Raw genomic sequence first — 25,895 nt, 5'->3', positions numbered from 1 at the left:
TTCAATATTTTGATGCTATGCATCCGCTAATGCTTCTTTATCCTTGGCACCTATGTTGTAATTATTGGTGATCTGCTTCATTAAAAAGTCAGCGTATTCCATAGGTTCAAATATTGGCTCTTCCTCAGTATTAACTGGTGCTATCAATGCGTGAGGATCCGGTTCAAAGAAAAGCGGAATAGAATATCTTTCTTTTCCTGAAACATTAATTACACGATGTGGCGTTGAAATATATTTGCCATTACTTAGGCGATGCATCATATCCCCTGTATTTAAAATAAAAGCACCTTCTAAAGGGGGTACATCCAACCATGTATCATCACATTGCTTCACTTGCAAACCACCAACAGAATCTTGAGCTAACAAAGTCAACGCGCCCCAATCAGTATGTGGTGCAATTCCATATTGATGCTCAGGGATCACTTCAGGCTGAGCTGGATAATATTGCAAACGTAAAAAAGTAGTTGGCTTGATAAAGAATTTATCTAAAGCGTAATAATCTTGATTCAATGATAGAGAAAAAACGCGAACTAAATTACGTAAAAGAAGTAAAACATTTTCACGATAATGGAGTAATACATTCTTAAAATCCGGTAATAAATGTTCTGAAGGCCACTGATTAGGTCCTGCAAGATTAACTCCTAATTTATAATCAGGATCTGTATCTGGTACTTCATGACCCAATATGAATGCTGCGCTTTGATTTGGTATAATCGTTTCACCTAAAGTCGATAACTTAAACCGAGATCCCTGAATCGCCATATATCCGCGAAAAAATTGATTTTGCTTTATTTTTAATTTTTCTTCTTCAGGTAAATGGTGAAACAATCTTGATTGTTCAAAAATCGTATCAAACATGTGTGGGGAAATACCATGATTAACAACATATGCGAAGCCAATATTGGTATAAACTTCTTTAAACTTTTGAGCTAAAGCGTACAAATCGTGCACTGAGCGCGCAGTGTATAAGGCTGAAACATCAATTACTGGGACTTGGCTAACTTTTATCATAAAAATTCCTTAATAAACGGCCTATAACAAAACAATTTTTGGTAAAAATGCAGCATCCCTAGCATTTTGGCATCCTAAAAAAGGATGCCTCCTGATGTTTTATTATTTCTTTTTAAAGCGTAGATAAATCCACTGGCATTTATCACCATATTCATCTGCAACAAATAATTCCCGAGTTTTAGCCATACCAGGTGTTAAGGGTTTAGGATAAATAATGTAGTCATAGCCCATTTTTGCCCAAAGTGGCATTACAATAGGACATTCCTCAATGAGATAATTCAATCCATGCTTAAATAGCGTACTAGTATCTGTAGAAGGATTAATCAATGTTAAACGATCAATATACGTCAAAACATTAGTGTGAAGAGCTGCCCTATATTCTTCATTTTCATTATAGGCAGCATCGATACGCTCTTTCAGCCCTGCATATTCTTCATGAAATAGAAAATCATCCCAACGAATAATGCTGTGTGGAACGTTCAATTTACTCAGCGCAAGAGCACTTCTTTCGAGCCACAAATCTCCTGCCTCTTTAGCAAAGATATATGCCTTTTCTTCGCCCAATCTGCCGTAGTGATTATGCTTTTGTAGGGTATCAGCTAATACAATATCACAGCGTGCAAATGGATGTTTATTAACTAATTCAATTGTTGCTAAAAACTTCCCTTTTTCATGATAAGCCTGTCCGACACTAATAAATAACAGCGCTTTCTTTCCTTCAAAATTCATTTTTTTATTTTCACTCTCGATATCCAAATCGGAATATCTGAATGACGCCTTATGTGTATTTAACTCCTCCGTGTTTAATGGGATCCATTGTTCCTCACTTTTGTGCTCGACAGAAAACATCTATAGCTTCCTCTTGAAAATGGTTGTTTTTATGCACACTCAAATTTGCTAACTCTTTAATTTTAATAACTAAAAAAACTTACAATTTGAGAGTGTGGGTGATTATATATCAATTATCAGTACTGTTTCACTATTTTTTTTTCACAAAACATTAAAAATATTCATTTTGCTATTTACTAATTCAATAAATTTGTTTTTAATGAGCTCGAAATAAACGATTAATTTAAGTACTAAACATATAGGATTAAAGATGAAGCAGATGAATCCGTTAAAATGGTATAGCAATGAGGTTAAGGAAGGCCCTGCTAATTCTCGAGAACTTTCTATACATGAAAAAAAGATAGTCATACAAGTTCTGGATCTTTTGGAACACAGTGATTTCTCATGGGATAACAGTACTGTCAAAAATACATTGCACCATGAACTTCTACCATTATTTGACGAAATCATGCACTCCCTAATTCATGTTCGAGGATTTATAACATTAACTGGATTTCCCTCTGCCAATGATAAATACAGTGCCGATGTAATTAAAAAATTCCTTTTAGCGTTCTGTTCACATCTAGGTTCCCCCTTAATCCAAAATAAAAATAATGACCTTATATTTGATGTTAAAAGCATCGAAGGAATGACTCTAGATACTAGAGATTCGCGTGGTCCCTACGTGAAAGAAGCTTTGCCAATGCATACCGATGCAGGAGCTATTCTTGGGATGTATTGTCTTGCATCAGCTGATGTTGGTGGCCATACGATACTTGCCAGTTCTCGAACTGTTCATGATGAAATACAGAAAATAAGACCTGATCTTCTTGATGTGTTATATCAACCTGTTTATGCAGATCGACGTGGAAATGAACCTGCAGGCGCATCACCTTATGATTTAAGTCCTGTCTTTGCTATGCATGGGGATGAATTACGTTGTCAATATCATCAACCTTTTTATAACGATGCGCAAAAAAAATTCCCTGAGCTACCCCGTTATACTCCTCAACAAATTGAAGCCATGGAACTATTCGATCAGGTTTCCCTGCGTAAAGACATTGCATTTGAAACAAAAGTAAAACCAGGTAGCATAATTTTTATAAACAATGAAGAAATCCTCCACGGCAGAACGTCCTTTGACCATCCTGAAAATCAAACTGTTCGTCATTTATTAAGGATTTGGTTAAATACCCCTAAAATTAAACATACCTTTCCTAGTTTTTTAGGATATCCAGGATAAAATAGATACAACAAGGATGTTGTTCACATTCATCTATTAAAAATTTCATTTGTTTTAAAATAGATATTACTTTACAATTTCCCCGCATATTTGGCTAAAAATTATCATTTATAGCTTTTTTTTAAACATAATCATTAGGATGGAACGTGTCTACAATCAGTAAAGTCGATAACTATCAGTATAAATGGTATGCATTTATTGGAATCGCCCTGCTTTCTTTTGGGTGTTATCTCGATTATACCGTAGTAAATGTTGCATTACCCACCATACAACACGAATTGCAAGCAAACCTAGTCTCAATGCAATGGATAATGAATATTTACTTCTTAGCATTATGCGTTTTAGCTACTGTAATGGGCGGTTTTGGTGATTTATATGGCCGTCGACGTTGTCTGTATCTGGGTGGAGGGATTTTTGTCATTGCCTCGATTATTGCCGGTGTTTCGTCTCATATTCATTGGTTAATTTTAGGTCGATTATTGCAAGGAGTCGGTGCTGCAATTATATTTCCCTTGGGTCTTTCATTACTACCACAATTTTTTCCTGAGCAAGAACGAGGTAAAGCGGTCGCTTGGTTTGGCAGTATAGGAGGCATTGCTTTGGCCTTAGGCCCTCTTTTAGGTGGTCTTATTGTTACTTATTTGGGGTGGAGATGGATTTTCTTCATCAATATTCCTATCTGCTTGTTAGGGTATGTTTTTTGCTTCAAATCGGTTACGGAATCGCAGACAAATTCCCAACAGGTCTCTTTAGATATAAAAGGGATGCTCTTACTTGCATTCACTATGGGTAGCATCGTACTGGGCTTAATTTACAGCCAAAGTTATGGCTGGACCGCACCAATCACTTTAACCTGCTTTGCAGTGACTCTAGTTACAGGCACTTTATTAGTCAAAGCTGAAAATAATCACCCTAATCCCCTCATTGATTTTAAAGATTATTCCAATCTACTCTTCTCATCTGGGGCTATTCTTGTCTTTTTAGCGGGGATATTAAGCGCCGTTACTTTATTTTTTGATCCTCTATATTTACAAATCATAAAAGAGCAATCAGCGGAATTATCTGGCTTTGTTTTATTTGCCATTCCTGTCTCAGTATTCTTAATTGCTTTTTTTGTAGGAAGACTAATCAGCAGCCTAGGCCTAGTGCATACTATTTTATTAGGATTATTCTTGGCATGTTTCTCTACCCTCTTACAAGTGTTTTTTACGAGTAATGCCTCAATATTCTACATTATTTTTGCATTTATTTGTCTTGGAAGCATGTGGGCAATGGGGAACACCGTTTCAATCATTGCGGCTCAAACCGCAGTAGGCCCTGAACGTGCAAGTGTTGCGACAGGATCTATGGTTACCTTATTTAATATTGGTGGCTCTATAGGCTTATCTCTTGCTATTGTTGTTTATAATTTTGTAACAAATCATTCTCTATCTTCATTATCAACGTCCAATCCGAATGGACTAAGTGAAACACAAATTTCCAGTTTGAAAGATTTTATTGCAAATCCTACTCATTCATTACAACTTTCAGAAAATGATTTAACCCATCAATTGTTTAATAAAATATTCATGAATGGTTTTACTGGCGTGATGGCGTTGCTATTTATCGCTTCTCTTATTGCATTCTCGGTTGTTTGGCGGGGTAAAAAAGCTGAAAGGAAAGCGAACTTAAATAAAGTTGCCAATGTTAAAGGCAATGGTTCCATAGCCTAATCGGTGGCCGGGTTGCTTGCAACTGCCTCTTCAACACAAGTTTGTATCGATTTTTTCGACCTATCTTCGACGTACTGCGGACAAGCGCGGTAGGTCGAGGATATGGGGTAAGTGTAAAAACTTATACAGACTTGTGACTAAGAGTCAGCTGTAAACAACCGGGCACTTACTGTTTCTTCGTCAAAAAGTAAAGAGTCTCGATTTTCACTCAAGATACGCCAAATATGGCTTTTCAGTGGGATGTTTATAAGATCTGCAACTATCCGTGAAATCGATCATTAGCACTGATCGGTTTTGCATGTTTCTCAATGTATTCAATAACTTTTCCAGCAATATTGATGCCAGTCGCTTTTTCTACACCTTCTAGGCCAGGTGAAGAATTAATTTCCAAAACTAAAGGTCCATGATTCGAGCGTATTAAGTCAACACCAGCAACTTTTAAACCCATGGTTTTAGCAGCACTGACTGCAATTGCACGTTCTTGTGGTGATAACTTTACCTTAACTGCTTTTCCACCTTGATGGACGTTCGCACGAAACTCTCCATCTTTTGCCTGCCGTTTCACAGCAGCAATCACCTTATCCCCTACGACAAAGCAGCGAATATCAACTCCGCGTGATTCCTCAATAAATTCTTGCACCAAAATATTGGCATGCATTTCTTTAAAAGCATTAATGATGCTGATGGCAGATTGATGACTATCGGCTAGGATTACTCCTTTTCCCTGTGTTCCCTCCAATAACTTAATAACTAAGGGCGCGCCGCCAACCATGCGCACTAAATCTTCAGTATCATCAGGTGATTGAGCAAAACTAGTTAATGGCATAGGGATACCTTTACGCGCTAATAACTGTAGTGAACGAAATTTATCTCGAGAGCGCGCTATAGCTAAAGATTCATTTAAAGCATACATACCCATCGTTTCCATATGACGCAAAACTGCGGTTCCATAATAAGTATTCGATGCGCCAATTCTAGGAATTACCGCATCAAAATGAGGCAAAGGTGAGCCACCTCGATAATGCACTTTGGGACAAGAAGCAGCGACATTCATGTAACAATATAATGGATTGATAATTCTAATTTCATGACCAGCAGCTTCACCCTCGGCTTTCAAACGCTTATGCGAGTACAAATGTGGATTAGTGGCCAATATTGCAATTTTCATGAAAACGCTTTCCTCAACTTTTTATTTTTATTATTAGGGTCTGTTTACAATTTGCTATCTTGAGCCAAAATGCTGCGATTTTAGAGCACCGGAACCAGCATATACGAAGCAAGTGCATATCAGAGCACATAAAATCACAGCATTTTGGCCATGATAGTTGAATTGTAAATAGACTCTAGAAATCCATGCTAAAATTTACTTATAACTGACTCATATAAATAAAGCCTAGTCTAAAAAATGTAAAAATCACATTGGTGTTAAAAAAATATATTTATAAAAAAATCCTCGATTAGGAGACCAGTACCAGATAATCTTTTGCTAATAAATCGGCATGATGCGGTGTGGTAAAAAATGCATTCAATTCTCCGTGAGGATTAAATAGCATCAAAGCACCACTGTGCTGAATATCATAGTTTGTAGCGTCATTAATTCCTTTTTCAATTACCTTCGCATAAGCAATACCCATTTCGCGAGTCATAGCCTTAATGGATTCCTCATCTCCCCGAGCCCCATAAAAATTAGGATGGAAAGAAGTCACGTAACCACGTAATTTCTCTTGGTTATCACGCTCTGGATCGATGGAGATCATAACGATGCGAGGTAAGTTCTTCACACCCTTGTCTTCAAGGATATGATACATTTTTGTTAATTCAGCCATTGTCGTTGGACAAACATAACCGCAGTTTGTAAAACCAAAAAACATTAAAGTCCATTTTCCTTTTAAGCTTTTATTATCGAATGACTTATCATCAATTCCTGTTAAACTGAACCGGTTCACAGTCCTTGGATTTTCAAGGTATGTACCATGAAACTTAGTTACATCAATTCTTTTCTTAAAATGAAAATGTTGGCCTACAAAAACCCCTGAGAATAATCCTGCAAGAGCCAGCAAAACAACTACAGTAAAGGTAACACTTTTAGCCTTTAAACTCATTTTACCCCCTTATAAGAATGTACAGGAAATAAGTCTCACAACTCGCTTCTTAAAAATATCTATTTGAATTGTGGCATGGGACTTATTTCAAAACATTCCCTATAAATAATGATCGAACAATAAAAAAACAAACAATAACATCAAATACACTATTGAAAATCTAAATGTTTGCATCGCAACTACTGGCTTATCTGTGCGATATAACTTGTGAGACCAAAATAAAAAACGCCCACCAAGCACTATAGCCCCTATTAAATAAAACAAACCACTCATTCCGATAACAAAAGGCAAAATGCTTACTACCAATAATAAAATGGTATATAAATAAACATTCAATTTAGTAAATTCAATGCCATGAGTCACGGGTAACATTGGAATTTGCGCATCTTTGTACTCTTCATAGCGATAGATCGCTAAAGCCCAAAAATGGGGCGGCGTCCAAATAAAAATAATTAATACCAACAATAATGCTTGGGGGTCCAATTGATTCGTCACTGCCGTCCATCCAAGTAATGGTGGAGCAGCCCCAGCTAATCCTCCTATGACTATGTTTTGGGACGTGGCTCTTTTTAAATAGCCTGTATAAATACCAGCATAGCCAATCAGGGTAACAAAGGTCAGCAAGGCAGTTAATTGATTTACAAAAACTACTAAAATGATCAAGCCAAGGGTTCCCATGATTAAAGCAAACCCTAAAGCCTGACGTACTGAAACATGGCCACTGGCAACAGGCCTTTTTTTAGTTCTGGCCATGATGGCATCAATTCGTTTATCCACTAAATGATTAATTGCAGCGGCACTTCCTGCACACAGACCAATACCAATTAAGGAAAAAAATAATAATGACAGACTGACCCAGCCTGGTGTTGCCAAGTACATACCAACAACTACAGTCAGCAACATCAGTAACACCACTCGAGGCTTACATAACTCAAGATAATCACGCCAAGCAGCTGACGAGGGTTGAACTACATGATCAACGTGCATCATTTTGCCCCTTACGCGTAAAATGAAGTGTACTAAATACCGTTGCCAATAATAGAGCCGCAACTCCGTTATGCGCTACAGCGACACTGATTGGGAGTAGATAAACTACATTGAGAATGCCTAAAGTAAATTGCACTAATACTAATAGGAATATCAGCACAGCAGCTTTTTTGAGATAATTGAAACTGCTTCGCAACAGGATTAATAAAACAAGCACAAAAAGATAAGTAGCAGTAATTACTGCTCCTAATCGATGAATCCATTGAATTGTTACCCGAACATCATGATCTAATAAACCACCTTGATAATTAGCCCCTACTGGTGAAAATAAATTAAATCCTTGTGCGAAATGCAAATCAGGCAACCACACCCCATTACACTGAGGGAAACCAATACATGAGATTCCTGCATAGTTTGAGCTCACCCAACCACCCAAAGCGATTTGTAAGAATACGATGATTACTCCAAGACGCAACCAAGGGCGCCATTGCGGTAAATCCTGCCCACTTAATGAACTGATTTGCAATCGAAAACGGCTTAAACAAGCAACAATAAGCATCCCGCCTAAAAGATGCCCCATGACCACTACCGGCAGTAACTTTAAGGTTACTGTCCACATTCCCAAAGCAGCTTGAAAAAAAACCAGTATGAATAATGCAGTCGGTAAATGCCAAGGCATCAAATAATTACCTTGTAAGCGCTTGCGTAGTGCATAAAAAACAATAAAAAAGATCAATAAAGCTAAAGACCCCGCGGCATAACGATGGACCATTTCAGTCCATGCCTTTCTCGATTCGATAGGAATTTTTGGATAGTGAGTCTGAGCTGCCTGTAACTTTTCTTTAGCACTCGGAAGAACCATCTGTCCATAACAACCAGGCCAATCAGGACAACCTAAGCCAGCATCGGTCAAGCGCGTATATGCCCCTAGCATCACGACTAATAATGATAAAAGTACAGCAAATGATACTACATACCGTAATAATTTATTCTGCATCAGGTTAATCACTCTTGTTTTCTGTTGTATTCAGCAACAATTTCAAATCTTTATATACATCCTCAGGATTAGCCTGAGGTGCGTAACTGAGAATTAAATAATTACCTGGATCAGCTACAAATACTTTCGATTTTGAGAATAAAGTACCTTTTGCAACAAGCTCTGTCGCAGATAATTTCGCCACTTTAAAATCTATATCCTTTAAAAAGGATTGTTGCTCTTGCGATAAAGGAGGTGCTTTATCACTGATAAGAAGCCATTGATCGACCTGGTACAATTTACGCCCTAATGCCAGACGAATTCGAGCCAAGACATCCAATTGTTTCACACATGCCTGATCACAAGTTTTTGGACTCCAAAAAATGATACTCCATTTAGACTTTCCTTCCAAAGCACCCAATTGTACTGGTGGATTCAGTAAAGTCCCTTTATTGACCCGTGCAGATCCCAACCAGGAAGGGTGCTGAAAAAACACATAAGCAGCTACTCCAGGAGTGGCGAATATTACAACTAACAACAATAAAATATAATATTTACTAGTTTGTTTTCTCATCTTTTTTCTTCAGATTTAATGCTACAAATATAATTAGAACCACCAATGCCATAACAAACCACTGCAAAGCATAAGCCAGATGCCGCTGCGGAGGCATGGATACCGTCTCCCATTCACGCACAAATCCATTTGTATCTTGCTTGTCGAGGCGAATAATAAACGGAGAGACTGATTTTTGCAAAATTTGACTCATCAATTGATCATCCACACGTTCTAAAATGATCATTTTATTCCCCTTTTCTTCCAAAGCAGGGCCCAAAACCCATTGATTTTTGCTTGGAAAGTATGTTGAACCCTGTAATTCTACTGTCCCTTTGGGAATTTGAACATTGGGGAGAACTCGGCGTGTCAACTCACCAGGTACCCAGCCTCGATCAACTATAATGATGGTGCCATCAGATAATTCAAGGGGAGATAGTACATCGTAACCAAATTGATGCTTATGATGCTGATTATCCAATAAGAATATTTGAGACAAATACTTCCCTTTCAATACGATGCGTTCGTATTGCAAAGGCAATTTTTTCTGTGAGGTCCAAAGAACTGGTTTTTGCCTTTCTTGTGTCTTTTGTGCAAAAATCATTTTTGTTTTTTCATCTGCACGAGCAACTTGCCAAAAGCCAAGGCGTACAAATAAGGAAAAAAACAAGATAGCAAGAATCAACATCGGCCAGCTTGGGGTGAAACGAAATTTAAAACAGGTTAAACTAGGCATCATTATTTAATTGTTCAAACGTTAGTCATAATCAGACGGCAATTTCAGGAGTATAACAAATGATCACCAAAATTATCATCATCTTTGCCATGATTATCATCGCTGCTTCTCTAGCAAGCGGTCTTATTTTTCTTATTCGTGATTCAGGTAACTCCAAACGAACCATTAAAGCCTTAACCATAAGAATAAGTATTTCAGTGAGTTTATTTATATTTTTATTAATTGCTTTTAAACTGGGTTTAATTAAGCCTCATGGCATTTAATTTGTAACCATTCAGGGAATATGCTTCAATCTTGGTAAAAAGTCAGGTTTGAGCTTAGGTTGAACGGAAAATATGCTGAGGAAAGTGCAGCATACATTAAATATTTTCCGTTCAACCTGAGCTCAAATCGGACTTGCTGATGATACAGCGTGAATGCTTACATCAATTTTAAGGGTATAATTATGCGTATTTTATTATTCAGTTTCTTATTCTTTTGTCATTGCATACATGCTGACACCATAAAAAACTATATGAATATTGCTAATAATATTCCGCAGATGGAAGTTAAAGCAGATCCCCAAGCCCAAGCCTGGGCTCGGTCTGCCCGCCATGTTTTGACAATAACCTGCGAAAGCATTGCTGAAACAATGATTCAGGCGAATGAAATTGCAAGAAATCAGGGTAACCCTATTTTTTGCTTACCACCAAGTGTACAACTTACTGCACCGACTCTTTGTGAGCTGATTCAGCAAACTTACAAAGAAATATCAAGCCAGCAAAGTGATAAAGACTCCATGACGGTATCACAAGTTGCCTGGTTAGGTGCGAGTAAACACTACCCATGTCAACAGAATACTGCAGCCAAAAATGAAATGATTCATGTTTCTGCGGCGTTAGGACAACCATCAGCAGTGCAGCCACCAACACCACAACCATCAGCTGAACCACATTAGCAGGGTCGGGTCAAGACCCGACCATTTGATCGATTCTTAAGTGGTATTATTTACTGAACTCTTCAAAAGCTTCTAAAGCTTCTGCAGCATACATTAGGGATGGGCCACCCCCCATATATACAGCCATGCCTAAAGTTTCTAAAAATTCTTCGCGTGTTGCTTGTAATTTAATTAACGTTTGCGCATGAAATCCGATGCAACCATCGCATTGTTTTGCAACAGCAAGAGCCATAGCAATTAATTCTTTTGTTTTTTTATCGAGTACACCGTCTTTAGTGGCGCCTTGCGCAAGAGCTGAAAATCCAGACATTACTTCCGGCATTTCCTTACGCATTTTCGCTAATTGAGTACTGATGTCTTTGGTGATTTGAGAAAATTTATCTGACATTTAGAACGCTCCTTTTTGAAACTACCCATTTCCACTTATCTTTCTTATGATTTATAAGACAAATAAGTGATTCAGTTGAGTAATCATATTTAATAATTATGCTAAGGCACACGATTATTTTGAACTGGATCTCGTACAAATACTAGTATCCCTGCCTTTGCAGAGATAAACTTTACGGGATACGTTCACTGAGCGATACACAAGGCATAAAAAAGTCTTGCATCTCGAACTCACGAAATTTACCGCATTACTTTATTAAGAAAAAGATTGATGATCAAGAAACAGCTCGATTTAGCGTTTCTTTAGCCAAAGTTAGGCGACGCGCTACTTCCCCCAATTCCGCTTTCAAATGCAAAATTGCGCTGGAGTTATGATTATGTCTCAGATGTTCTAACGCTTTAGTCATGGCTTGTTGCTGTTCTTCTAAGGTTTTAATTTCCGCCTCAAGATCATTTATCCATTGCCGCCTGGTACTTAACATCTTGATGCCGAATGAACGTTTTTCCTCTGGTTTATTGCTTGTTTGATGCATTTGACACAAAACAACCAAAACATTAATTTTTCGTCTGATTCGCTCTGCCAAATAAAAGGCACTTTGCCTATTTTGTTGTTTACTTAAAGCATGTATGTCCGCTTTGATTTCTGCAATACATGCAACACCACTTACCCCTTCATCAATCCGAAACAACCCTTTGGGCAAACGATGACTTGAAAAAAAGGAGCCGAGCTCGTTAATTTTCCATTCCAATTCAGGTAATCTTGCCATTAACTGGCTCAGTAATTCATTAGATTCAGCTGGGATATCCGCCATGCTTTTTGACCATAAATGCCCTTTCTACAGGGCAAGAAACGTGTGCAAGAATCTTTAATCAGGAACAACAGCTTCCAATGCCACTGTCTTTTCTCGCGACCAAGAACTTATAAATGGAGGTAAACACATTAAAATTAAGCCTCCAATTAGTGTCAATTCATAACGCGCCATGCTACCTACATTAATTCCATCTGGTGGAATAAAACTCACTGCCAAGGTAGCACATACACCAATAATGCCTATACCTGCGACAAATAACATACCCAACATCCCCCCTGGAATTGCAAAAGGTCGCTGATGATGAGGTTCAGCAAACCGCAATTTAATTGCTGCTGCAAACATAATGAAATACATCAACATATACAATTGCGCTGCTAAAGCAGTTAATAACCAATAAGATCCATTCACACTGGGCATAAATAAGAATAAGCCTGATAAGATTGTGACAATACTCGCCTGAGTATAAAGCATTACGGCTGGAGCACCTTTTGCATTCGTACGTTGAAAATAATCAGGCAAATTCCCATCTTCTGCAGCAACCAGTAGCCCTTTTGTGGGAGCAATTATCCAGTTACTCACACCGCCCAGTCCTCCCAAAACCAGCATTATAGCAACTACTGGCATCATCCACGATAATTGATAGCTGGAGAAGAATGCCTCGAATGCTTGCATAATGCCGGCCACTAAATTGATATCTTTGCCTGGTAAAACAATGGCAATGGCTAAAGACCCAAGAATTAAAGTACTTAAAATAATTCCTACTGAATAAATTAAGACTTTGGGAAAAGCATGCTGTGGGTTATTTACGTCATTGGCATGAACTGTCGCGATTTCTATACCACAAAAAGACATAATAATTGCAGTTAAGGACACCCACATGGATTTATCGGACGGATGTGGCACGATACTTGGAATATCAAATTGAATTTGTAAAGGATTACCTTGAGTAACCCACACGGCTCCAAGACCAATAATTAATGACATAGGCAATAATAAACCTGCAAGAGAACACAGATTACTGAACGCGGCAGATGATTTCATTCCCCGCAAATTCAATATCGTCGCGCCCCAAAATGAACTAACGATTACCGCCCAGAGAAAATAAGGATTGCTCGTTAACTGAGGATTAATTAAGTAGCCAATAGTTCCTGCGACAAAAGATAAAATCGTTGGATACCAAATTACATTTTCTATCCACTGCAACCAAATGGCCAAGAAGCCCATTTTTTTGCCAAAAGCCTGTTTTACCCATATGTAAATCCCACCCTGTCGTGGCCATCCTGAAGCCAACTCTGCTGAAACCAAAGCTGTGGGGATTAGAAAAAATAAAGCACCCAAAACAAAATAAAAAATTAATTGACTACCAAATAAGGCTGTAGCAGGCAAATTGCGTATGCTGTCCACAGAACCAACTGTTATCATAGTCAGACTGAAAATTGTCAGTGAATGTTTTTTATCGATCATCGCATTCCTTCAGTGCATTTTGGGGCTTGCAGAAGCTTAATTATATAAAAATTAGCTTAAGAAACCCTTAATAATAGGGTAATAATTAAACAAAATGTTCCTTAATTTCATTTAACAACCCGCAGATTTTTAACACGCATTGTAAAATAACATGATTTAATCAGAAAATCTCTGCCTTTTTTCCTGTCTTTATGCACAAAATCACCCGCCCTCGCATGAGAAGTGAACATTAAACTTTTTATATGTAGCCCGGATTAGCGTAGCATATACAGGATTTAGCCTAACTCAAATTACGACTTCGTCTATCCGGGCTACACAACTCCAACTTTTATACGCAGTAACCTTAAGTTGATACCATGGCCTTGGCAGTTTCATATCATAGCTTCTCTGTGCTATAGTTCCTATTTTTTTCGGGCAACATATCATGTTTGAAACCTTAACCGAACGTTTGACTCGCACCTTTAAAAATTTACGAGGACAGGGTCGATTAACAGAAGAGAATGTACAGCACGCCCTGCGTGAAGTCAGGCTTTCACTGCTTGAAGCAGATGTTGCCTTACCTGTTATTAAAGAATTTATTGAACAAGTAAAACAAAAGGCTTTGGGGCAAGAAGTCTTAACTGAATTAAATCCCGATCAAGCCTTTGTTAAAATCGTTCATGACGAATTAATCCATATCATGGGCGATGAACGTGCCGAGCTTAATTTTAAAACCCAACCTCCTGCGGTATTCTTAATGGCAGGATTGCAAGGCTCAGGTAAAACAACCAGTACTGCTAAATTAGCTCGTTACTTGAAAGAATCTGAGAATAAAAAAGTAATGGTAGCCAGTGTCGACGTTTATCGACCTGCGGCAATACAACAGCTGAAAGTATTAGCGGATCAAATAGGTGTCGCCTTCTTCCCAGCAGAAGCAAATGAACAACCACTTACCATTGCAAAAAAAGCACTTGATACAGCTAAGAAACAATATATGGATGTCTTGCTGATTGATACGGCAGGCCGATTGCATATTGATGCCGATATGATGGCTGAAATTAAGGGCTTGCACAAAGAAATACATCCCATTGAGACTCTGTTTGTTGTTGATAGTATGACAGGGCAGGATGCTGCAAATACAGCAAAAGCATTCCATGAAGCGTTACCGTTAACCGGGGTCATTCTGACCAAAACGGATGGTGATGCGCGCGGTGGAGCAGCTCTTTCTGTAAAGCAAATTACTGGACAACCTATTAAATTTATTGGTAGTGGTGAAAAAGTAGATGCTTTGGAGCCGTTTCATCCTGAGCGAATTGCCTCAAGAATTCTTGGCATGGGAGATATTCTCACGCTTATTGAAGAAGTTGAACGCAAAGCAGATAAACAAGCGAGTGAAAAGCTTGCTAAAAAACTGAAAAAGGGCAAAGGCTTTGATCTAGAGGACTTTAAACAACAGCTCCTGCAAATGAACAATATGGGTGGCATTTCCGGGATGATGAGTAAACTACCTGGTGTTGGTCAAATGATGCCTCAGCAGGCAATGAAACAAGTTAGCGATAAAGCCATGGCGCAAACCATTGCCATTATTAATTCCATGACCCCCAAAGAGCGTCGTATACCTAAGCTTATTGTGGGATCACGCAAAAAACGCATTGCCTTGGGTTCAGGAACACAAATACAGGATGTGAATAAGTTATTAAAGCAATTTGAGCAAATGCAAAAAATGATGAAGAAATTTACTAAACCCGGTGGAATGCAAAAAATGATGCGTGGACTTGGTGGGATGGCTGGTTTAAAAGGCATATTACCCGATGATTTTAAATAATTCGCAAGAATTACTTCACATGCTGAATTAATTTTCGTACAATACACGGCATTTTTACGTAACCACTCTAAAGTAGAGGAAAACAATGGTCGTTATACGTTTATCAAGAGGTGGCGCTAAAAAGCGTCCGTTTTATAATATGGTCGTTACTGACAGCCGCAAGCGCCGCGATGGTAGTTATATTGAGCGTATCGGTTACTTTAACCCTATAGCTCGTGGGCAAGAAGTTCGTCTGCACATTGATACAGAAAAATTAAGCCAATGGCAAAAAGTAGGTGCACAATTGTCTGATCGCGTAAGCGCTTTAGTCAAAGAGTTTAATAAAAAAGGCGAAGCTGCTTAATAACGTGAATAATCAGGAAAACTGGATAGTAATTGCCCGTTTTGGGCGGCCACATGGTGTTAAAGGTTCTGTTACGGTTCACTCCTTTACAGAACCTCGTGATAATGTCCTGAAGTATGCAAATTGGCATGCCTTTATAAATAATAAATGGGAGCCAATTAAACTATTGCGTGCTGAGGTACAAAATAAATCCATCATAGTCCAAATTGAAGGTTATCCTGAACGCGAATCAGTAGCTTACCTCACCAATGTAGAAATTGCAGTGCAACAGGAACAACTGGAAACACTGAAACCTGGTGAATATTACTGGCACCAACTTATAGGTATGAAGGTGATAAACCAACAAGGTGAGTCTTTTGGAAATGTCACTGAAATAATTCCTACAGGCTCAAATGATGTGTTGGTTGTAGAAGGTAATAAAAGGCATTTAATACCTTATTTACTCGGCCAATTTATATTAGATATTAATACCGAGCAGCAAGTAATTACTGTTGATTGGGATATGGATTTTTAAGTGGTGCTTCATCTCGGAGTAATCAGCTTAATACCTGAAATACTTAATGCTTTGAATTATGGCATTACGGGCAGAGCAATTGAGCAAGAATTGGTCAAAATTGATTACTGGAATCCAAGAGATTGGTCTTCCAGGCCCTATAGGCAAGTTGATGATAAGCCTTATGGTGGCGGCCCGGGGATGGTCATGATGTATGAGCCCTTAAAAGGGGCAATTATGCAGGCGCGAAGTCAAATGCCGGGTCATTGTAAAACGATTTATCTGAGTCCTCAAGGTAAGGTAATTCGACAAAATGACTTAAATCAAGTGGCAAATGACAGACAACCTTTGCTTTTTATTGCCGGGCGATATGAAGGAATTGATGAGCGTATTCTTCAACAGTATGTTGATGAAGAATGGTCTCTTGGGGATTTTGTTTTAAGTGGTGGTGAGCTGGCTGCTACGGTATTTATCGATGCAATTATTCGTTTAATACCAGGGAGTCTAGGGCATCTTGGTTCAGCGGAACAAGATTCTTTTATGAATGGTTTGTTGGATTGCCCTCATTATACTCGACCGGCAACCGTTGACGGGTTAGAAGTACCACCCGTTTTATTAGGTGGTAATCACAGAGATATAGAACTGTGGCGAAGAAAACAATCTCTGGGTAAAACCTGGCTAAAACGTCCAGATTTACTTGAAAAAATACAGTTAAGTGAAACAGACAAGCAATTGCTTGCTGAGTTTAAGTATGAACACGGTGATTCCTAAAAGAAGAACCAATTTGAGGAGTAGTCCATGACTAATATTATTGACCAACTGAATGCTGAGCAAATGCAAGGCAAAGAAATCCCTGATTTCAACCCAGGTGATACTGTTTTGGTTCAGGTGAAAGTAATTGAAGGTAACCGTGAGCGTTTACAAGCTTTTGAAGGTGTTGTCATAGCAAAACGTAATCGTGGTTTAAACTCTGCATTCACTGTTCGTAAAATTTCTCACGGTGTTGGTGTTGAGCGTGTATTCCAAACTTATAGCCCAATTGTTGATAGCATTTCAGTAAAAAGACGTGGCGATGTACGACGTGCTAAACTTTATTACCTCCGTAATTTAGCTGGTCGTGCTGCACGCATCAAAGAAAAGCTAGCGGGTAAAAAAGCAGATTAATATTTAATTCCCTCTACCCTAAATTTAATTATCCCCGCACTTGCGGGGATTTATTTTTAAGCTATTCCAGCAATAATCTACTTTATCCCATCAATCTTAATCTAGAGTTTTTCTAAAAACCAAAGTACCCAAAACAATAATAAGTATCGTAAATAAAATAATTGGCCATACATCAGGCCAAAGAATATTAAAATCAGCACCTTTCAACATAATATTGCGTGTAATTCTAATAAAATGGGTTAGTGGTATTATTTGACCGATGTATTGGGCCCAATTTGGCATCCCACTAAAAGGAAATAAAAAGCCGGAAGTCATTACAGCGACCAATATATAAGCACTTATTACCGCAACAGCTTGGAATTGTGTTTTAGCGAACGCTGAAATGATAAGCCCCATGGAGAGATTGCTCATGGAATAAAACGCCATGATGAAAAGATATAGAGATACGCTGCCATAAAATGGAACGGAGAACACAAAAATGGAAATCATTAATAAGATAAACAAAATAAGATAGCCGACAAAAAAATGAGGAATCACTTTTCCAAAAATAATATTTACTGCACTAAGAGGGGTCATTAACAGTGTTTCGAAGGTTCCTACTTCATACTCTGCAGTAATGGACATTGCAGTAAGAAGAGTGAGCGTGGTAAAAATTAATACAGAAATTAGGCCAGGTACAGTATTGTATTGTGCAATACCCTCAGGATTAAATTTAGGATGAATATCAAATACAAATGGTGCCGGGCGAGGAGCAAGGTAATCGAGTGAACCACGCAAATCGCGCTCAAATACCTTAGAAGGAAGTTCAGCTGCAGCACGAAATGCATTTGAGATTGAAATCGGATCAGATGCATCTGCTTCTATTAATACATGCGGTTTTTTTCCTCGAATTAAATCTCTGGAAAAATTAGGCGGAATGTTAATCACAAAAAGTCCTTTGCCACTAAGCAATAACTTCTCTGCTGATTTTTCTGAAGAAGAAATAGAGTCTAATGAGAAATAGCCTGTATGTTTGAAACCTTCTAACAAGGCATGGGTAAACGTGGTCTCTTCAGCAGAAATTACAGTAGTTGGTAAATTTTTAGGATTCGTATTAATCATGAATCCAAACAAAAGTATTTGCATTACAGGAATTAAGAATAAAAAGATAAAAGTAGCAAGATTCCGTTTAATCTGAATAAATTCTTTTTTAGCAACTGAGAAAACCCGCCAAAGTTCCATTTTTATCATTTATAATCTCTGCGCTCCGAATGTCGCGAGCCAAACAAAAGCATCCTCTAAAGTTGAATCGATTATTTTTCCTTGAAAAAATTCATTATTAATATAAGGTTGTATTGCCTTAGATAATTCTTCGTGATTTTTACTACTTGCATGCAAGGTATTATGAAATCGTAAAACCTGTTCCACTCCTTCAGTCGCTTCTAGTTGATGCGCCAACATTGCTAAATTGACTCCTTTTATAGCCCAGGTAGTTAAGTTCACGGTTTTTAAGATTTCCTCGATAGTTCCTGACAAGAGCGTACGTCCATAATACATGTATGCAATTTTGTCACACTTATCTACTTCATCCAAATTATGTGAGCTCAATAAAATTGTAATGCCTTCTCGCGATAGTTGGTGCATTAGGTCCCAAAATTCACGTCTGGCTTTGGGATCAATGTTAGCGGTAGGTTCATCCAATAATAACAATAAAGGATCATGCAACAAAGAAACTGCAAGGGAAAGGCGTTGTTTCCATCCCCCAGACAATGTACCTGCAATTTGATTTTTATGTTTATATAAATCAAATTTATGTAAGTATTTTTCAATCTGATTCTTTCTATCCATTACCCCATATATTTCAGCAAAAAAAAGCATATTTTCATAAACAGTAAGATCTTTATATAGACCAAAATTTTGTGACATATAACCGACAAGTGTTTTGATCTGTCGTGATTCAGTCAGAATATCAAAACCAACACATTGCCCAACTCCAGAGTCTGGGGTAATAAGACCACATAACATTCTTATCGAAGTAGTTTTCCCTGCCCCATTAGGACCAATAAAACCAAAGATATCGCCATATTCCACCTTAAGTTCAAGATCTTTGACTGCATGATTTTCATTGAATCGTTTAGTAAGATGTCTTACGTCAATGATATAATTACTTTTCTCCATAAAAATCCTATAAAAATTATATACATACAGAAAAGATTGAAAAAACCAATGCTATTTTCTTCTAAGTCTCGATATAACTTTTTTAAACAGTGAGGGCGAGTGTTCAATGGGGATCAATTTTCTTACGACCTCAGCCTCCATAATTAACACCTCACTATCCACTTTTGCATAAGCACTTTCCTTTCTTTTTATATTGGTTAAAAACTCTGCATCACCAAACATCTGATTTATTTTAACTACAGTGGAACTACTTCCCTTTAAATTTAAAAGAGCTACTTCGCCGTTGAGAAGATAATAACAGGTATCAGCGACATCTCCTTCTTTATACAAACTTGTTCCCGCAGAAATTTTGATATTTCGTGCAGTTTTTACCATAGTTTGTATTTTTTCATGAGAAAAATTTTGAAAGGTGTGGTGAGCGCGAATGAATTGAATTAAAAGAAATTCCTCACTCAATTTCTTTAAATTAGGATATCTAATTTGGGGTTGTTTTAAAAATTGAAGGAAATCATAAAGACTTATTTTAAGTAAATGCATCGTAGTTAGCGCTCTTACCGAAGCGGTACGCAAACCTGTATGCGAAGCAAAGCCCTCTGACGATAAACCAATGATATCCCCTTTTTTTACTGTAGCAATGCGCGTTTCACGATTTTTTCCTAAAGCATGTACTGTTCTAATTACTTCTGCTTTTCCCGAAATAACAAGGTAAATACAATCTATAGGATCTCCATCAACAACAATAATGTGTTCTGCCTCTACAAATTCAGACATCGCATGCCCTATCAGCTGATGAGCACTTTGATAATCAAGCAGACAAAAAAGTGGATGATGTAAAATAAGATCCTCATATCTCTCTGAATTTTTTTTCATAGGAAATCAGTACCTTTAAAATTCGGATGCTTAAGCATAGTTCTTCATTAGTCTAATGTTTTTCTAAATAAAAGGGTTGCTAAAAAAATAATAAATACAGTAAAGAGAATAATTGGCCATGTATCCGGCCATAAAATATCAAAACCAGCCCCTTTTAACATACTGTTTCGAGTGATTCTTAAAAAATGAGTCAACGGCATGACTTGACTGAGGTATTGAGCCCAGTGAGGTATTCCATTAAATGGGAATAAAAATCCAGAAATTAATGTGGCTACAAGTATATAAGCATTTGATAAACTTACAGCTGTAAACTGTGATTTGGTGAGCGCTGAGATGGCAAGTCCTGTACCTAAATTGGATATTGAATAAGGAGCTAATAGCAACAAGTAGAGAGGCAAGCTACCATAAAAAGGAATAGAAAAAATAAAATAAGCAATTATTAATAATATAAAAAAAAGTAAATAGGCCAATATAAAATGAGGTATCACTTTACCAAAAATAATATTTATAGGAGTTAAGGGAGTAATTAACAGCGTTTCAAAAGTGCCTCGTTCAAATTCTGAGTTAATAGATACCGCTGTTAGCACGGTAAACGTTGCGAATATTAGATAAGCAATTAATCCAGGTATGGTGTTGTACTGTGGAATATTTTCAGGATTGTACTTAGCCTGAATCTCGAACTCAAATGGCACCTCATCTTTAGGAGCCAGGTATTCAAGAGCACCATGTAAGTCATGCTCAAATGCCCTGGAAGGGAGTTCAGATGCGGCACGAAATGCATTTGCTACGGTAAGCGGATCTGAAGCATCTGCTTCAATTAATACATGTGGATATTTTTCTCGTATTAAATCCCGAGAAAAATTAGGTGGAATATTAATAATAAATAACGACTTGCCACTAAGTAATAGACGCTCTGCAGTTTTTTCATCTTTTGCCACTGTTTCTATCGAAAAATAATGAGTGTTTTTCAGTCCTTCCAATAAACTGCGGGTAAAAGGAGTATCTTCTGAGGAAATAATTGTTGTTGGTAAATGTTTTGGATCCGTGTTAATAATAAAACCAAACAAAAGAATTTGCATTGCAGGAGCAAACAATAACCATAAAAAAACGACTCTGTCCCTTCGAATTTGAATAAATTCTTTTTTTGCAATGGACCAAACTCGAAGAAACTTATCCCCTATCATTCACATTCCTTAATGTCGAACATTAAAAACCATTGAAATTAAGCCCAACCTGTAGAAACTACCCTGAAAAATTGCATTAAAGTTCTGTTTCAATTGCAGGAATCAGTTCAACTTCTTGCTTGACATCCAAGATAGAAAGTTTGATTTAACTGCATAAGAATAGGAAAAATTAACTATAAATATCCTATCTTAACAATAATCGAACTGACAATCATTGTTTCTCATGAACTTACATATTTACCTTTGGAAACAGATACATTATCGTTTTAGACATTGTCAACCAATGTAATTTGGTGGTACTTTTCAATTCTACCGGTTAGGTTTTTATTATTTAACAATGAGATAATATGCAAGAATTCTTCCCGAGATGGTTGATTGTTTTAATCTTATGCATAACGATTGTTGCTTGTAAAAAAGAAAATAACTCCTTACAAGGATATGTCGATGCTGATTATACCTATATATCAAGTAATTTTTCAGGAAATCTCATAAGCTTAGATACTGAAAAAGGAAACCTGGTTTATAAAGGTGATCCCCTATTTACCTTGGATGTACAGCCACAAAAATCCCAACTCTCAAAAGCCAAAGCAAATCTTGCACATGCTTTAGTAGTGACTAAGTTAAAACAATCGGATCTTGACTACCAAAGTAATTTATTTAAAAGGTATCAAAAATTGCTGGTCTCAGGGGGGGTAAGTCGTGAGGAATTTGAAGAAGTCAAAAGAAATTATAATAATGCCAAAGCGGCATTATTAGCTCAAAGAGCAACAGTCAAGTCTTCTATGGCAGAACTCACACAAGCAAAATGGAGCAAGTCGAATAAAAAAATATACTCCCCCATCTCAGGATATGTATACGACACTTATTTTACAATCGGAGAACTAGTGAGTAAGGAACGCCCTGTTGTATCGATTGTCTCTTCTGACAATCTCAAAGTTATTTTTTATGTTCCTGAACCTTTATTGGCAAAACTAAAATTAAAAAATCAAGTGATGATCAGTTGTGATGGCTGTAAAAAGGCTTATCCAGCAACTGTAAGTTATATTTCTTCTAAAACGGAATATACGCCTCCTTATATATTTAGTGAAACATCGAGAACAAAATTTGTTTATCGAATTGAAGCCAAGCCAGTAAAAACGGCATTTAGTGACTTACATCCAGGGCAACCTGTGAGTATTAACCTGACTTATAATTCAACAAGTATTGATTGAACTGATTTATTCTATGTCACTGATAGGTACACAACAGAAACGAACAAGAAGAGCAAATGCAAAAAATTTATTTGTTTTTATGTACGATACTACTCACAAGCTGCAAGGTTGGGCCTAATTTTCATTCTCCTGCAGCACCAAAGGCAACACTTTATAATAAAGGCCCTTTAATCACAAAAACAGTGAGTGCTTCCACTCCGGCAGGAAAATCACAACACTTACACTATAATCGTGATATTTCCAATTCCTGGTGGACCCTTTTTCATTCCAGGGAGTTAAACTCACTTATCGAGCAAGGATTAAAAAACAATCCTACCGTAGAGATGAGTAAAGCAAATTTACATAAAGCACATGCCAATTTGTTGTTCGTTGCTGGCCCCAAATTGTTCCCGACAGCCAGTACTCAATTTTTTGGAAGCCGCGAAAGAAATACTTTGCTTGCCACGGGAATAAATATTACACCCCTGCCTGGGCAAAAACTCCCATTTACCCTTAAGAATCAATTTGATCTTTATAATGCATCGGTTAATGTCTCTTACAGTCTCGATTTATTTGGAGGCAATCTTCGGCAAGTGGAGGCTTTGCGTGCTGAGATTGATTATGAACGATTTGAATTGGAAGCTGCCTATTTAACTTTAACTGCAAACATAGTAACTACAAGTATTACTATCGCCTCATTACAGGATCAGTTAAAAACAACACAAGACCTTATCAATTGCCAAAGAGAATTGTTGCGAATAACAACAAACAATTATAATTTAGGGCATATTTCTCGCCTTGATTTATTAAGCAATGAAAACCGTCTAAAAAAGACTCTGGCTACTTTACCCTCGATTAAAGACAGTTTAGCAAGAAAATATAATGCTCTTGCCGTACTTGTTGGATCATTACCTAGTGAGAGTCATCACATTAATTTCACCCTGAACAGTCTTCATTTACCTACGGAATTACCAGTTAGCTTACCCTCTCAACTTGTAAGACAACGTCCTGATTTACGAAGTGCCGAAGCGATGTTGCATAAAGCCAGCGCAGAGATAGGAGTTGCTACGGCGGATCTATTTCCTAAATTCAATATATTAGCTAATTATGGTTGGTTCTCAACAACCTTAAGTAACTTATTTAATCCTATGAATAGTGTATGGAGTTATGGAGGTCAGATTGCACAAACTTTACTTAAAGGAGGTGCCTTACGTGCGAAACGAAAAATGGCCATCGCGGAATACGAGTATGCATTCGCTAAATATAAAAAAATTATGCTTGAAGCCTTTTTAGATGTAGCAGATGTATTACATGCTCTTGAATTTGATGCGGAACTTCTCCAAGCTCAGGTCAATGTAGAACAAAATACACGAGCTCGATTCAATCTAATCGCCAATCAACACCAACTGGGCAAAATAAATTATATCTCTGTTTTAAGTGCAAAAGAAGCATATCTAAATGCCCATTTAAATGTAATTCGAACAGCTGCAACGCGTTATAATGATACCGCAGCACTATTCCAATCTTTGGGAGGAGGATGGTGGAATAACCCTCAAAACAAAGAATAACTTGTAATTTGGATTAAAGAATAAAAAATTATTATTATTAATCTATACTTTTAAATTATAGTTTCCCATTATCTTTAGATAGTATGAACCAAGGTTTTTTAATGAAACCCATTGCCTGGATTACTGGCGCTGCCTCTGGTATAGGTGAAGCGGTAGCCAAAGAAATGTATGCTCGCGGTTATCAGCTTATTCTTTCAGACTGTAATCAAACAGCACTACAAGAGATAGCACAGAGTACCCAGGCCGATTTTTTTGTGTTTGACGTAAGAGAAAGAAATCAAAATTTAGAGGTTGGAGCGAAAATAAAAGAAAAATACGGTTATGTTGATGTGGTTTTTCTTAATGCGGGTAAGTATGAACCGCTTGATGTGAAAAATTTTGACAGCACGATCGTTGAAGAGATCATGCAAACCAATTTCTTAGGTATGATTTATGGTATTGAGGCTGCTCTTCCTCTTTTACGAGCAAGTACTCGTCCTCATCTTGTTGGCATGAGTAGTGCCATGTCGAATATTTGCTTACCACGGGCAGAGGCTTATGGAGCAAGCAAAGCTGCAAGTCGTAATTTTTTTCAGGGATTAAGAATTGAATTGGCAAAGGAAAAAATTACTGTTTCAACAGTGCTGCCTACCTTTATAAAAACTCCATTAACAGAACAACTTAAGATTCCCCAATTCATTCTTTACAGTACAACAAAAGCTGCTAAAAAAATCGTAAATGGAATTGAACGAAAAAAGGCAGAAATCAAAATACCCGCGCTGCTGGCCAATATCACGAATTTATTGAAATATTTTCCAGATAAATTCATTTTATTCTTAATTAATCGATATGCTTAACATGCATTATATCTGTAAGTCACTCAGATAATTTTATGGGTTAAAATCTTTTTTTCCTTTATTTCTATTACATTAGGGTAAATTATGATTTCTTTTCTTTAATTGACCAAAAATTAAACTATACTATAAAAATATGTATATTAGCCCTGATTATACGAACATACTAAAAAACTAAAGCTAATTTGGACAAAATAGGTAGTAACTGTTGGATATGCAAAATTTTTAATTAGTTTATCTCAATAGTACCTAGGGATTTTTGATAATTTTAGGTACCGCCCCAAAGTTGTATAGGTGTTGTTATGAAAAAATCTAATTCAGCTCTAATCGAATCGATTGTTCTCTCAGTTATTGTATTAGGATGTACCTGGACATTGGCAATAAAATACCCCTCATTAAGATATGGTCTCTTAGGAGTATATTGGCTATACGTTTTAATCTTTTTTATATTTTCCCTGCATCTATTACCCTGGCGTCTAAAAGTTATTGATTTTATGTGATATTCTACGCGCTTTTGACTAAATCAATTTGTTGAGATGAG

At 37.3% G+C, this 25,895-nt stretch carries 27 protein-coding genes; 12 read left to right on the top strand and 15 right to left on the bottom strand.

Going from position 1 to position 25,895, the window contains the following annotated elements; genetic code table 11:
* Positions 1 to 15 precede the first annotated feature (15 nt).
* Together Lstg_RS07960 and Lstg_RS07955 are read right to left on the bottom strand one after the other, a co-directional pair.
* Entirely contained in the window at positions 16 to 1,011 is a 996-nt protein-coding gene (locus tag Lstg_RS07960; RefSeq protein ID WP_058477137.1) for an isopenicillin N synthase family dioxygenase, read from the bottom strand.
* A gap of 102 nt (positions 1,012 to 1,113) precedes the next feature.
* Complete coding sequence (locus Lstg_RS07955) at positions 1,114 to 1,740, bottom strand: tRNA-dependent cyclodipeptide synthase (RefSeq protein ID WP_065235611.1); 627 nt, start codon at positions 1,738 to 1,740, stop codon at positions 1,114 to 1,116.
* 370 nt (positions 1,741 to 2,110) lie between these two features.
* Between Lstg_RS07955 and Lstg_RS07950 the strand changes: the two genes are divergently transcribed.
* Positions 2,111 to 3,082, top strand: coding sequence for a TauD/TfdA family dioxygenase (locus Lstg_RS07950; protein ID WP_058477136.1), 972 nt, complete (start codon positions 2,111 to 2,113; stop codon positions 3,080 to 3,082).
* A gap of 146 nt (positions 3,083 to 3,228) precedes the next feature.
* A complete protein-coding gene (locus Lstg_RS07945) occupies positions 3,229 to 4,794 on the top strand; it encodes an MFS transporter (protein ID WP_058477135.1) in 1,566 nt (521 codons plus the stop codon).
* A gap of 259 nt (positions 4,795 to 5,053) precedes the next feature.
* On the opposite strand, the gene rimK is transcribed toward Lstg_RS07945, so the two are convergent.
* The 6 genes from rimK to Lstg_RS07915 form a co-directional block, all read right to left on the bottom strand.
* On the bottom strand, positions 5,054 to 5,962 hold the full coding sequence (gene rimK / locus Lstg_RS07940) for a 30S ribosomal protein S6--L-glutamate ligase (RefSeq protein ID WP_058477134.1): 909 nt from the start codon (positions 5,960 to 5,962) through the stop codon (positions 5,054 to 5,056).
* A gap of 289 nt (positions 5,963 to 6,251) precedes the next feature.
* Positions 6,252 to 6,896, bottom strand: a complete 645-nt coding sequence (locus Lstg_RS07935) for an SCO family protein (RefSeq protein ID WP_058477133.1) — start codon at positions 6,894 to 6,896, stop codon at positions 6,252 to 6,254.
* A 99-nt stretch (positions 6,897 to 6,995) separates the two neighbouring features.
* The gene (gene cyoE / locus Lstg_RS07930; protein WP_058477132.1) at positions 6,996 to 7,883 is read right to left on the bottom strand and encodes a heme o synthase; all 888 of its coding nucleotides are present in this window, start codon (positions 7,881 to 7,883) and stop codon (positions 6,996 to 6,998) included.
* Entirely contained in the window at positions 7,873 to 8,880 is a 1,008-nt protein-coding gene (locus tag Lstg_RS07925; RefSeq protein ID WP_172462821.1) for a COX15/CtaA family protein, read from the bottom strand. Before Lstg_RS07925 ends, cyoE begins: the two co-directional genes overlap by 11 nt.
* Before the next feature lie 4 nt (positions 8,881 to 8,884).
* On the bottom strand, positions 8,885 to 9,433 hold the full coding sequence (locus Lstg_RS07920) for a hypothetical protein (RefSeq protein WP_058477130.1): 549 nt from the start codon (positions 9,431 to 9,433) through the stop codon (positions 8,885 to 8,887).
* Entirely contained in the window at positions 9,417 to 10,148 is a 732-nt protein-coding gene (locus tag Lstg_RS07915; RefSeq protein WP_172462843.1) for an SURF1 family protein, read from the bottom strand. Before Lstg_RS07915 ends, Lstg_RS07920 begins: the two co-directional genes overlap by 17 nt.
* 59 nt (positions 10,149 to 10,207) lie before the next feature.
* On the opposite strand from Lstg_RS07915, the gene Lstg_RS07910 reads away from it, so the two are divergent.
* Both Lstg_RS07910 and Lstg_RS07905 read left to right on the top strand, forming a co-directional pair.
* Positions 10,208 to 10,411 carry a twin transmembrane helix small protein gene (locus Lstg_RS07910; protein ID WP_058477128.1) on the top strand — a complete coding sequence of 68 codons (204 nt, stop codon included), beginning with the start codon at positions 10,208 to 10,210 and terminating at the stop codon, positions 10,409 to 10,411.
* A 182-nt stretch (positions 10,412 to 10,593) separates the two neighbouring features.
* A complete protein-coding gene (locus Lstg_RS07905; RefSeq protein WP_058477127.1) occupies positions 10,594 to 11,085 on the top strand; it encodes a hypothetical protein in 492 nt (163 codons plus the stop codon).
* A gap of 46 nt (positions 11,086 to 11,131) precedes the next feature.
* On the opposite strand, the gene Lstg_RS07900 is transcribed toward Lstg_RS07905, so the two are convergent.
* The 3 genes from Lstg_RS07900 to Lstg_RS07890 form a co-directional block, all read right to left on the bottom strand.
* On the bottom strand, positions 11,132 to 11,473 hold the full coding sequence (locus tag Lstg_RS07900; protein ID WP_058477126.1) for a carboxymuconolactone decarboxylase family protein: 342 nt from the start codon (positions 11,471 to 11,473) through the stop codon (positions 11,132 to 11,134).
* Between the two features lie 274 nt (positions 11,474 to 11,747).
* Positions 11,748 to 12,284, bottom strand: a complete 537-nt coding sequence (locus tag Lstg_RS07895) for a hypothetical protein (protein WP_058477125.1) — start codon at positions 12,282 to 12,284, stop codon at positions 11,748 to 11,750.
* Between the two features lie 54 nt (positions 12,285 to 12,338).
* Complete coding sequence (locus tag Lstg_RS07890) at positions 12,339 to 13,748, bottom strand: APC family permease (RefSeq protein WP_058477124.1); 1,410 nt, start codon at positions 13,746 to 13,748, stop codon at positions 12,339 to 12,341.
* A gap of 424 nt (positions 13,749 to 14,172) precedes the next feature.
* Between Lstg_RS07890 and ffh the strand changes: the two genes are divergently transcribed.
* The 5 genes from ffh to rplS all read left to right on the top strand — a co-directional run bounded on the left by ffh (position 14,173) and on the right by rplS (position 17,552).
* Positions 14,173 to 15,552 carry a signal recognition particle protein gene (gene ffh / locus Lstg_RS07885; RefSeq protein ID WP_058477123.1) on the top strand — a complete coding sequence of 460 codons (1,380 nt, stop codon included), beginning with the start codon at positions 14,173 to 14,175 and terminating at the stop codon, positions 15,550 to 15,552.
* 85 nt (positions 15,553 to 15,637) lie between these two features.
* On the top strand, positions 15,638 to 15,895 hold the full coding sequence (gene rpsP / locus Lstg_RS07880; protein ID WP_058477122.1) for a 30S ribosomal protein S16: 258 nt from the start codon (positions 15,638 to 15,640) through the stop codon (positions 15,893 to 15,895).
* A 4-nt stretch (positions 15,896 to 15,899) separates the two neighbouring features.
* Entirely contained in the window at positions 15,900 to 16,409 is a 510-nt protein-coding gene (gene rimM / locus Lstg_RS07875) for a ribosome maturation factor RimM (protein WP_058477121.1), read from the top strand.
* Positions 16,410 to 17,159, top strand: coding sequence for a tRNA (guanosine(37)-N1)-methyltransferase TrmD (gene trmD / locus Lstg_RS07870; protein ID WP_058477120.1), 750 nt, complete (start codon positions 16,410 to 16,412; stop codon positions 17,157 to 17,159).
* 27 nt (positions 17,160 to 17,186) lie between these two features.
* The gene (gene rplS / locus Lstg_RS07865) at positions 17,187 to 17,552 is read left to right on the top strand and encodes a 50S ribosomal protein L19 (protein WP_058477119.1); all 366 of its coding nucleotides are present in this window, start codon (positions 17,187 to 17,189) and stop codon (positions 17,550 to 17,552) included.
* A 96-nt stretch (positions 17,553 to 17,648) separates the two neighbouring features.
* Here the strand turns inward: rplS and Lstg_RS07860 are convergent, their stop codons facing one another.
* The 4 genes from Lstg_RS07860 to Lstg_RS07845 are packed head-to-tail and all read right to left on the bottom strand — an operon-like array spanning position 17,649 to position 21,763.
* The gene (locus Lstg_RS07860) at positions 17,649 to 18,782 is read right to left on the bottom strand and encodes an ABC transporter permease (RefSeq protein ID WP_058477118.1); all 1,134 of its coding nucleotides are present in this window, start codon (positions 18,780 to 18,782) and stop codon (positions 17,649 to 17,651) included.
* The gene (locus tag Lstg_RS07855; RefSeq protein ID WP_058477117.1) at positions 18,783 to 19,709 is read right to left on the bottom strand and encodes an ABC transporter ATP-binding protein; all 927 of its coding nucleotides are present in this window, start codon (positions 19,707 to 19,709) and stop codon (positions 18,783 to 18,785) included.
* 51 nt (positions 19,710 to 19,760) lie between these two features.
* Positions 19,761 to 20,579, bottom strand: coding sequence for a cyclic nucleotide-binding domain-containing protein (locus Lstg_RS07850; protein ID WP_058477116.1), 819 nt, complete (start codon positions 20,577 to 20,579; stop codon positions 19,761 to 19,763).
* 47 nt (positions 20,580 to 20,626) lie between these two features.
* Positions 20,627 to 21,763, bottom strand: a complete 1,137-nt coding sequence (locus Lstg_RS07845) for an ABC transporter permease (RefSeq protein WP_058477115.1) — start codon at positions 21,761 to 21,763, stop codon at positions 20,627 to 20,629.
* 347 nt (positions 21,764 to 22,110) lie between these two features.
* On the opposite strand from Lstg_RS07845, the gene Lstg_RS07840 reads away from it, so the two are divergent.
* From Lstg_RS07840 to Lstg_RS07830, 3 genes are all read left to right on the top strand, one after another.
* Positions 22,111 to 22,974 (top strand): HlyD family secretion protein, encoded by an 864-nt coding sequence (locus Lstg_RS07840; protein WP_058477114.1) that lies wholly within the window; start codon positions 22,111 to 22,113, stop codon positions 22,972 to 22,974.
* A gap of 56 nt (positions 22,975 to 23,030) precedes the next feature.
* Positions 23,031 to 24,521: an efflux transporter outer membrane subunit gene (locus Lstg_RS07835; RefSeq protein ID WP_058477113.1), complete on the top strand. Its 1,491-nt coding sequence runs from the start codon at positions 23,031 to 23,033 to the stop codon at positions 24,519 to 24,521.
* 101 nt (positions 24,522 to 24,622) lie between these two features.
* Positions 24,623 to 25,357 (top strand): SDR family NAD(P)-dependent oxidoreductase, encoded by a 735-nt coding sequence (locus Lstg_RS07830; RefSeq protein WP_058477112.1) that lies wholly within the window; start codon positions 24,623 to 24,625, stop codon positions 25,355 to 25,357.
* The last annotated feature ends 538 nt before the right edge of the window (positions 25,358 to 25,895 follow it).

It is taken from the genome of Legionella steigerwaltii, assembly GCF_001468065.1.
Classification (GTDB): domain Bacteria; phylum Pseudomonadota; class Gammaproteobacteria; order Legionellales; family Legionellaceae; genus Legionella; species Legionella steigerwaltii.
The sequence above is the reverse complement of the archived record's forward strand: the minus strand, read 5'-3'. Positions and strand labels throughout refer to the sequence as shown.

What these genes read in the sequence shown, in the direction of transcription:
- Lstg_RS07960 (WP_058477137.1), bottom strand. Translation starts at nt 1,011, where the DNA reads ATGATAAAAGTTAGCCAAGTCCCAGTAATTGATGTTTCAGCCTTATAC.
- Lstg_RS07830 (WP_058477112.1), top strand. Translation starts at nt 24,623, where the DNA reads ATGAAACCCATTGCCTGGATTACTGGCGCTGCCTCTGGTATAGGTGAA.
- Lstg_RS07920 (WP_058477130.1), bottom strand. Translation starts at nt 9,433, where the DNA reads ATGAGAAAACAAACTAGTAAATATTATATTTTATTGTTGTTAGTTGTA.
- Lstg_RS07840 (WP_058477114.1), top strand. Translation starts at nt 22,111, where the DNA reads ATGCAAGAATTCTTCCCGAGATGGTTGATTGTTTTAATCTTATGCATA.
- Lstg_RS07845 (WP_058477115.1), bottom strand. Translation starts at nt 21,763, where the DNA reads ATGATAGGGGATAAGTTTCTTCGAGTTTGGTCCATTGCAAAAAAAGAA.
- Lstg_RS07895 (WP_058477125.1), bottom strand. Translation starts at nt 12,284, where the DNA reads ATGGCGGATATCCCAGCTGAATCTAATGAATTACTGAGCCAGTTAATG.
- Lstg_RS07910 (WP_058477128.1), top strand. Translation starts at nt 10,208, where the DNA reads ATGATCACCAAAATTATCATCATCTTTGCCATGATTATCATCGCTGCT.
- Lstg_RS07905 (WP_058477127.1), top strand. Translation starts at nt 10,594, where the DNA reads ATGCGTATTTTATTATTCAGTTTCTTATTCTTTTGTCATTGCATACAT.
- Lstg_RS07855 (WP_058477117.1), bottom strand. Translation starts at nt 19,709, where the DNA reads ATGGAGAAAAGTAATTATATCATTGACGTAAGACATCTTACTAAACGA.
- ffh (WP_058477123.1), top strand. Translation starts at nt 14,173, where the DNA reads ATGTTTGAAACCTTAACCGAACGTTTGACTCGCACCTTTAAAAATTTA.
- Lstg_RS07900 (WP_058477126.1), bottom strand. Translation starts at nt 11,473, where the DNA reads ATGTCAGATAAATTTTCTCAAATCACCAAAGACATCAGTACTCAATTA.
- Lstg_RS07915 (WP_172462843.1), bottom strand. Translation starts at nt 10,148, where the DNA reads ATGCCTAGTTTAACCTGTTTTAAATTTCGTTTCACCCCAAGCTGGCCG.
- Lstg_RS07835 (WP_058477113.1), top strand. Translation starts at nt 23,031, where the DNA reads ATGCAAAAAATTTATTTGTTTTTATGTACGATACTACTCACAAGCTGC.
- rimK (WP_058477134.1), bottom strand. Translation starts at nt 5,962, where the DNA reads ATGAAAATTGCAATATTGGCCACTAATCCACATTTGTACTCGCATAAG.
- Lstg_RS07890 (WP_058477124.1), bottom strand. Translation starts at nt 13,748, where the DNA reads ATGATCGATAAAAAACATTCACTGACAATTTTCAGTCTGACTATGATA.
- Lstg_RS07925 (WP_172462821.1), bottom strand. Translation starts at nt 8,880, where the DNA reads ATGCAGAATAAATTATTACGGTATGTAGTATCATTTGCTGTACTTTTA.
- Lstg_RS07850 (WP_058477116.1), bottom strand. Translation starts at nt 20,579, where the DNA reads ATGAAAAAAAATTCAGAGAGATATGAGGATCTTATTTTACATCATCCA.
- rpsP (WP_058477122.1), top strand. Translation starts at nt 15,638, where the DNA reads ATGGTCGTTATACGTTTATCAAGAGGTGGCGCTAAAAAGCGTCCGTTT.
- Lstg_RS07955 (WP_065235611.1), bottom strand. Translation starts at nt 1,740, where the DNA reads ATGAATTTTGAAGGAAAGAAAGCGCTGTTATTTATTAGTGTCGGACAG.
- Lstg_RS07950 (WP_058477136.1), top strand. Translation starts at nt 2,111, where the DNA reads ATGAAGCAGATGAATCCGTTAAAATGGTATAGCAATGAGGTTAAGGAA.
- cyoE (WP_058477132.1), bottom strand. Translation starts at nt 7,883, where the DNA reads ATGCACGTTGATCATGTAGTTCAACCCTCGTCAGCTGCTTGGCGTGAT.
- rplS (WP_058477119.1), top strand. Translation starts at nt 17,187, where the DNA reads ATGACTAATATTATTGACCAACTGAATGCTGAGCAAATGCAAGGCAAA.
- Lstg_RS07860 (WP_058477118.1), bottom strand. Translation starts at nt 18,782, where the DNA reads ATGATAAAAATGGAACTTTGGCGGGTTTTCTCAGTTGCTAAAAAAGAA.
- Lstg_RS07935 (WP_058477133.1), bottom strand. Translation starts at nt 6,896, where the DNA reads ATGAGTTTAAAGGCTAAAAGTGTTACCTTTACTGTAGTTGTTTTGCTG.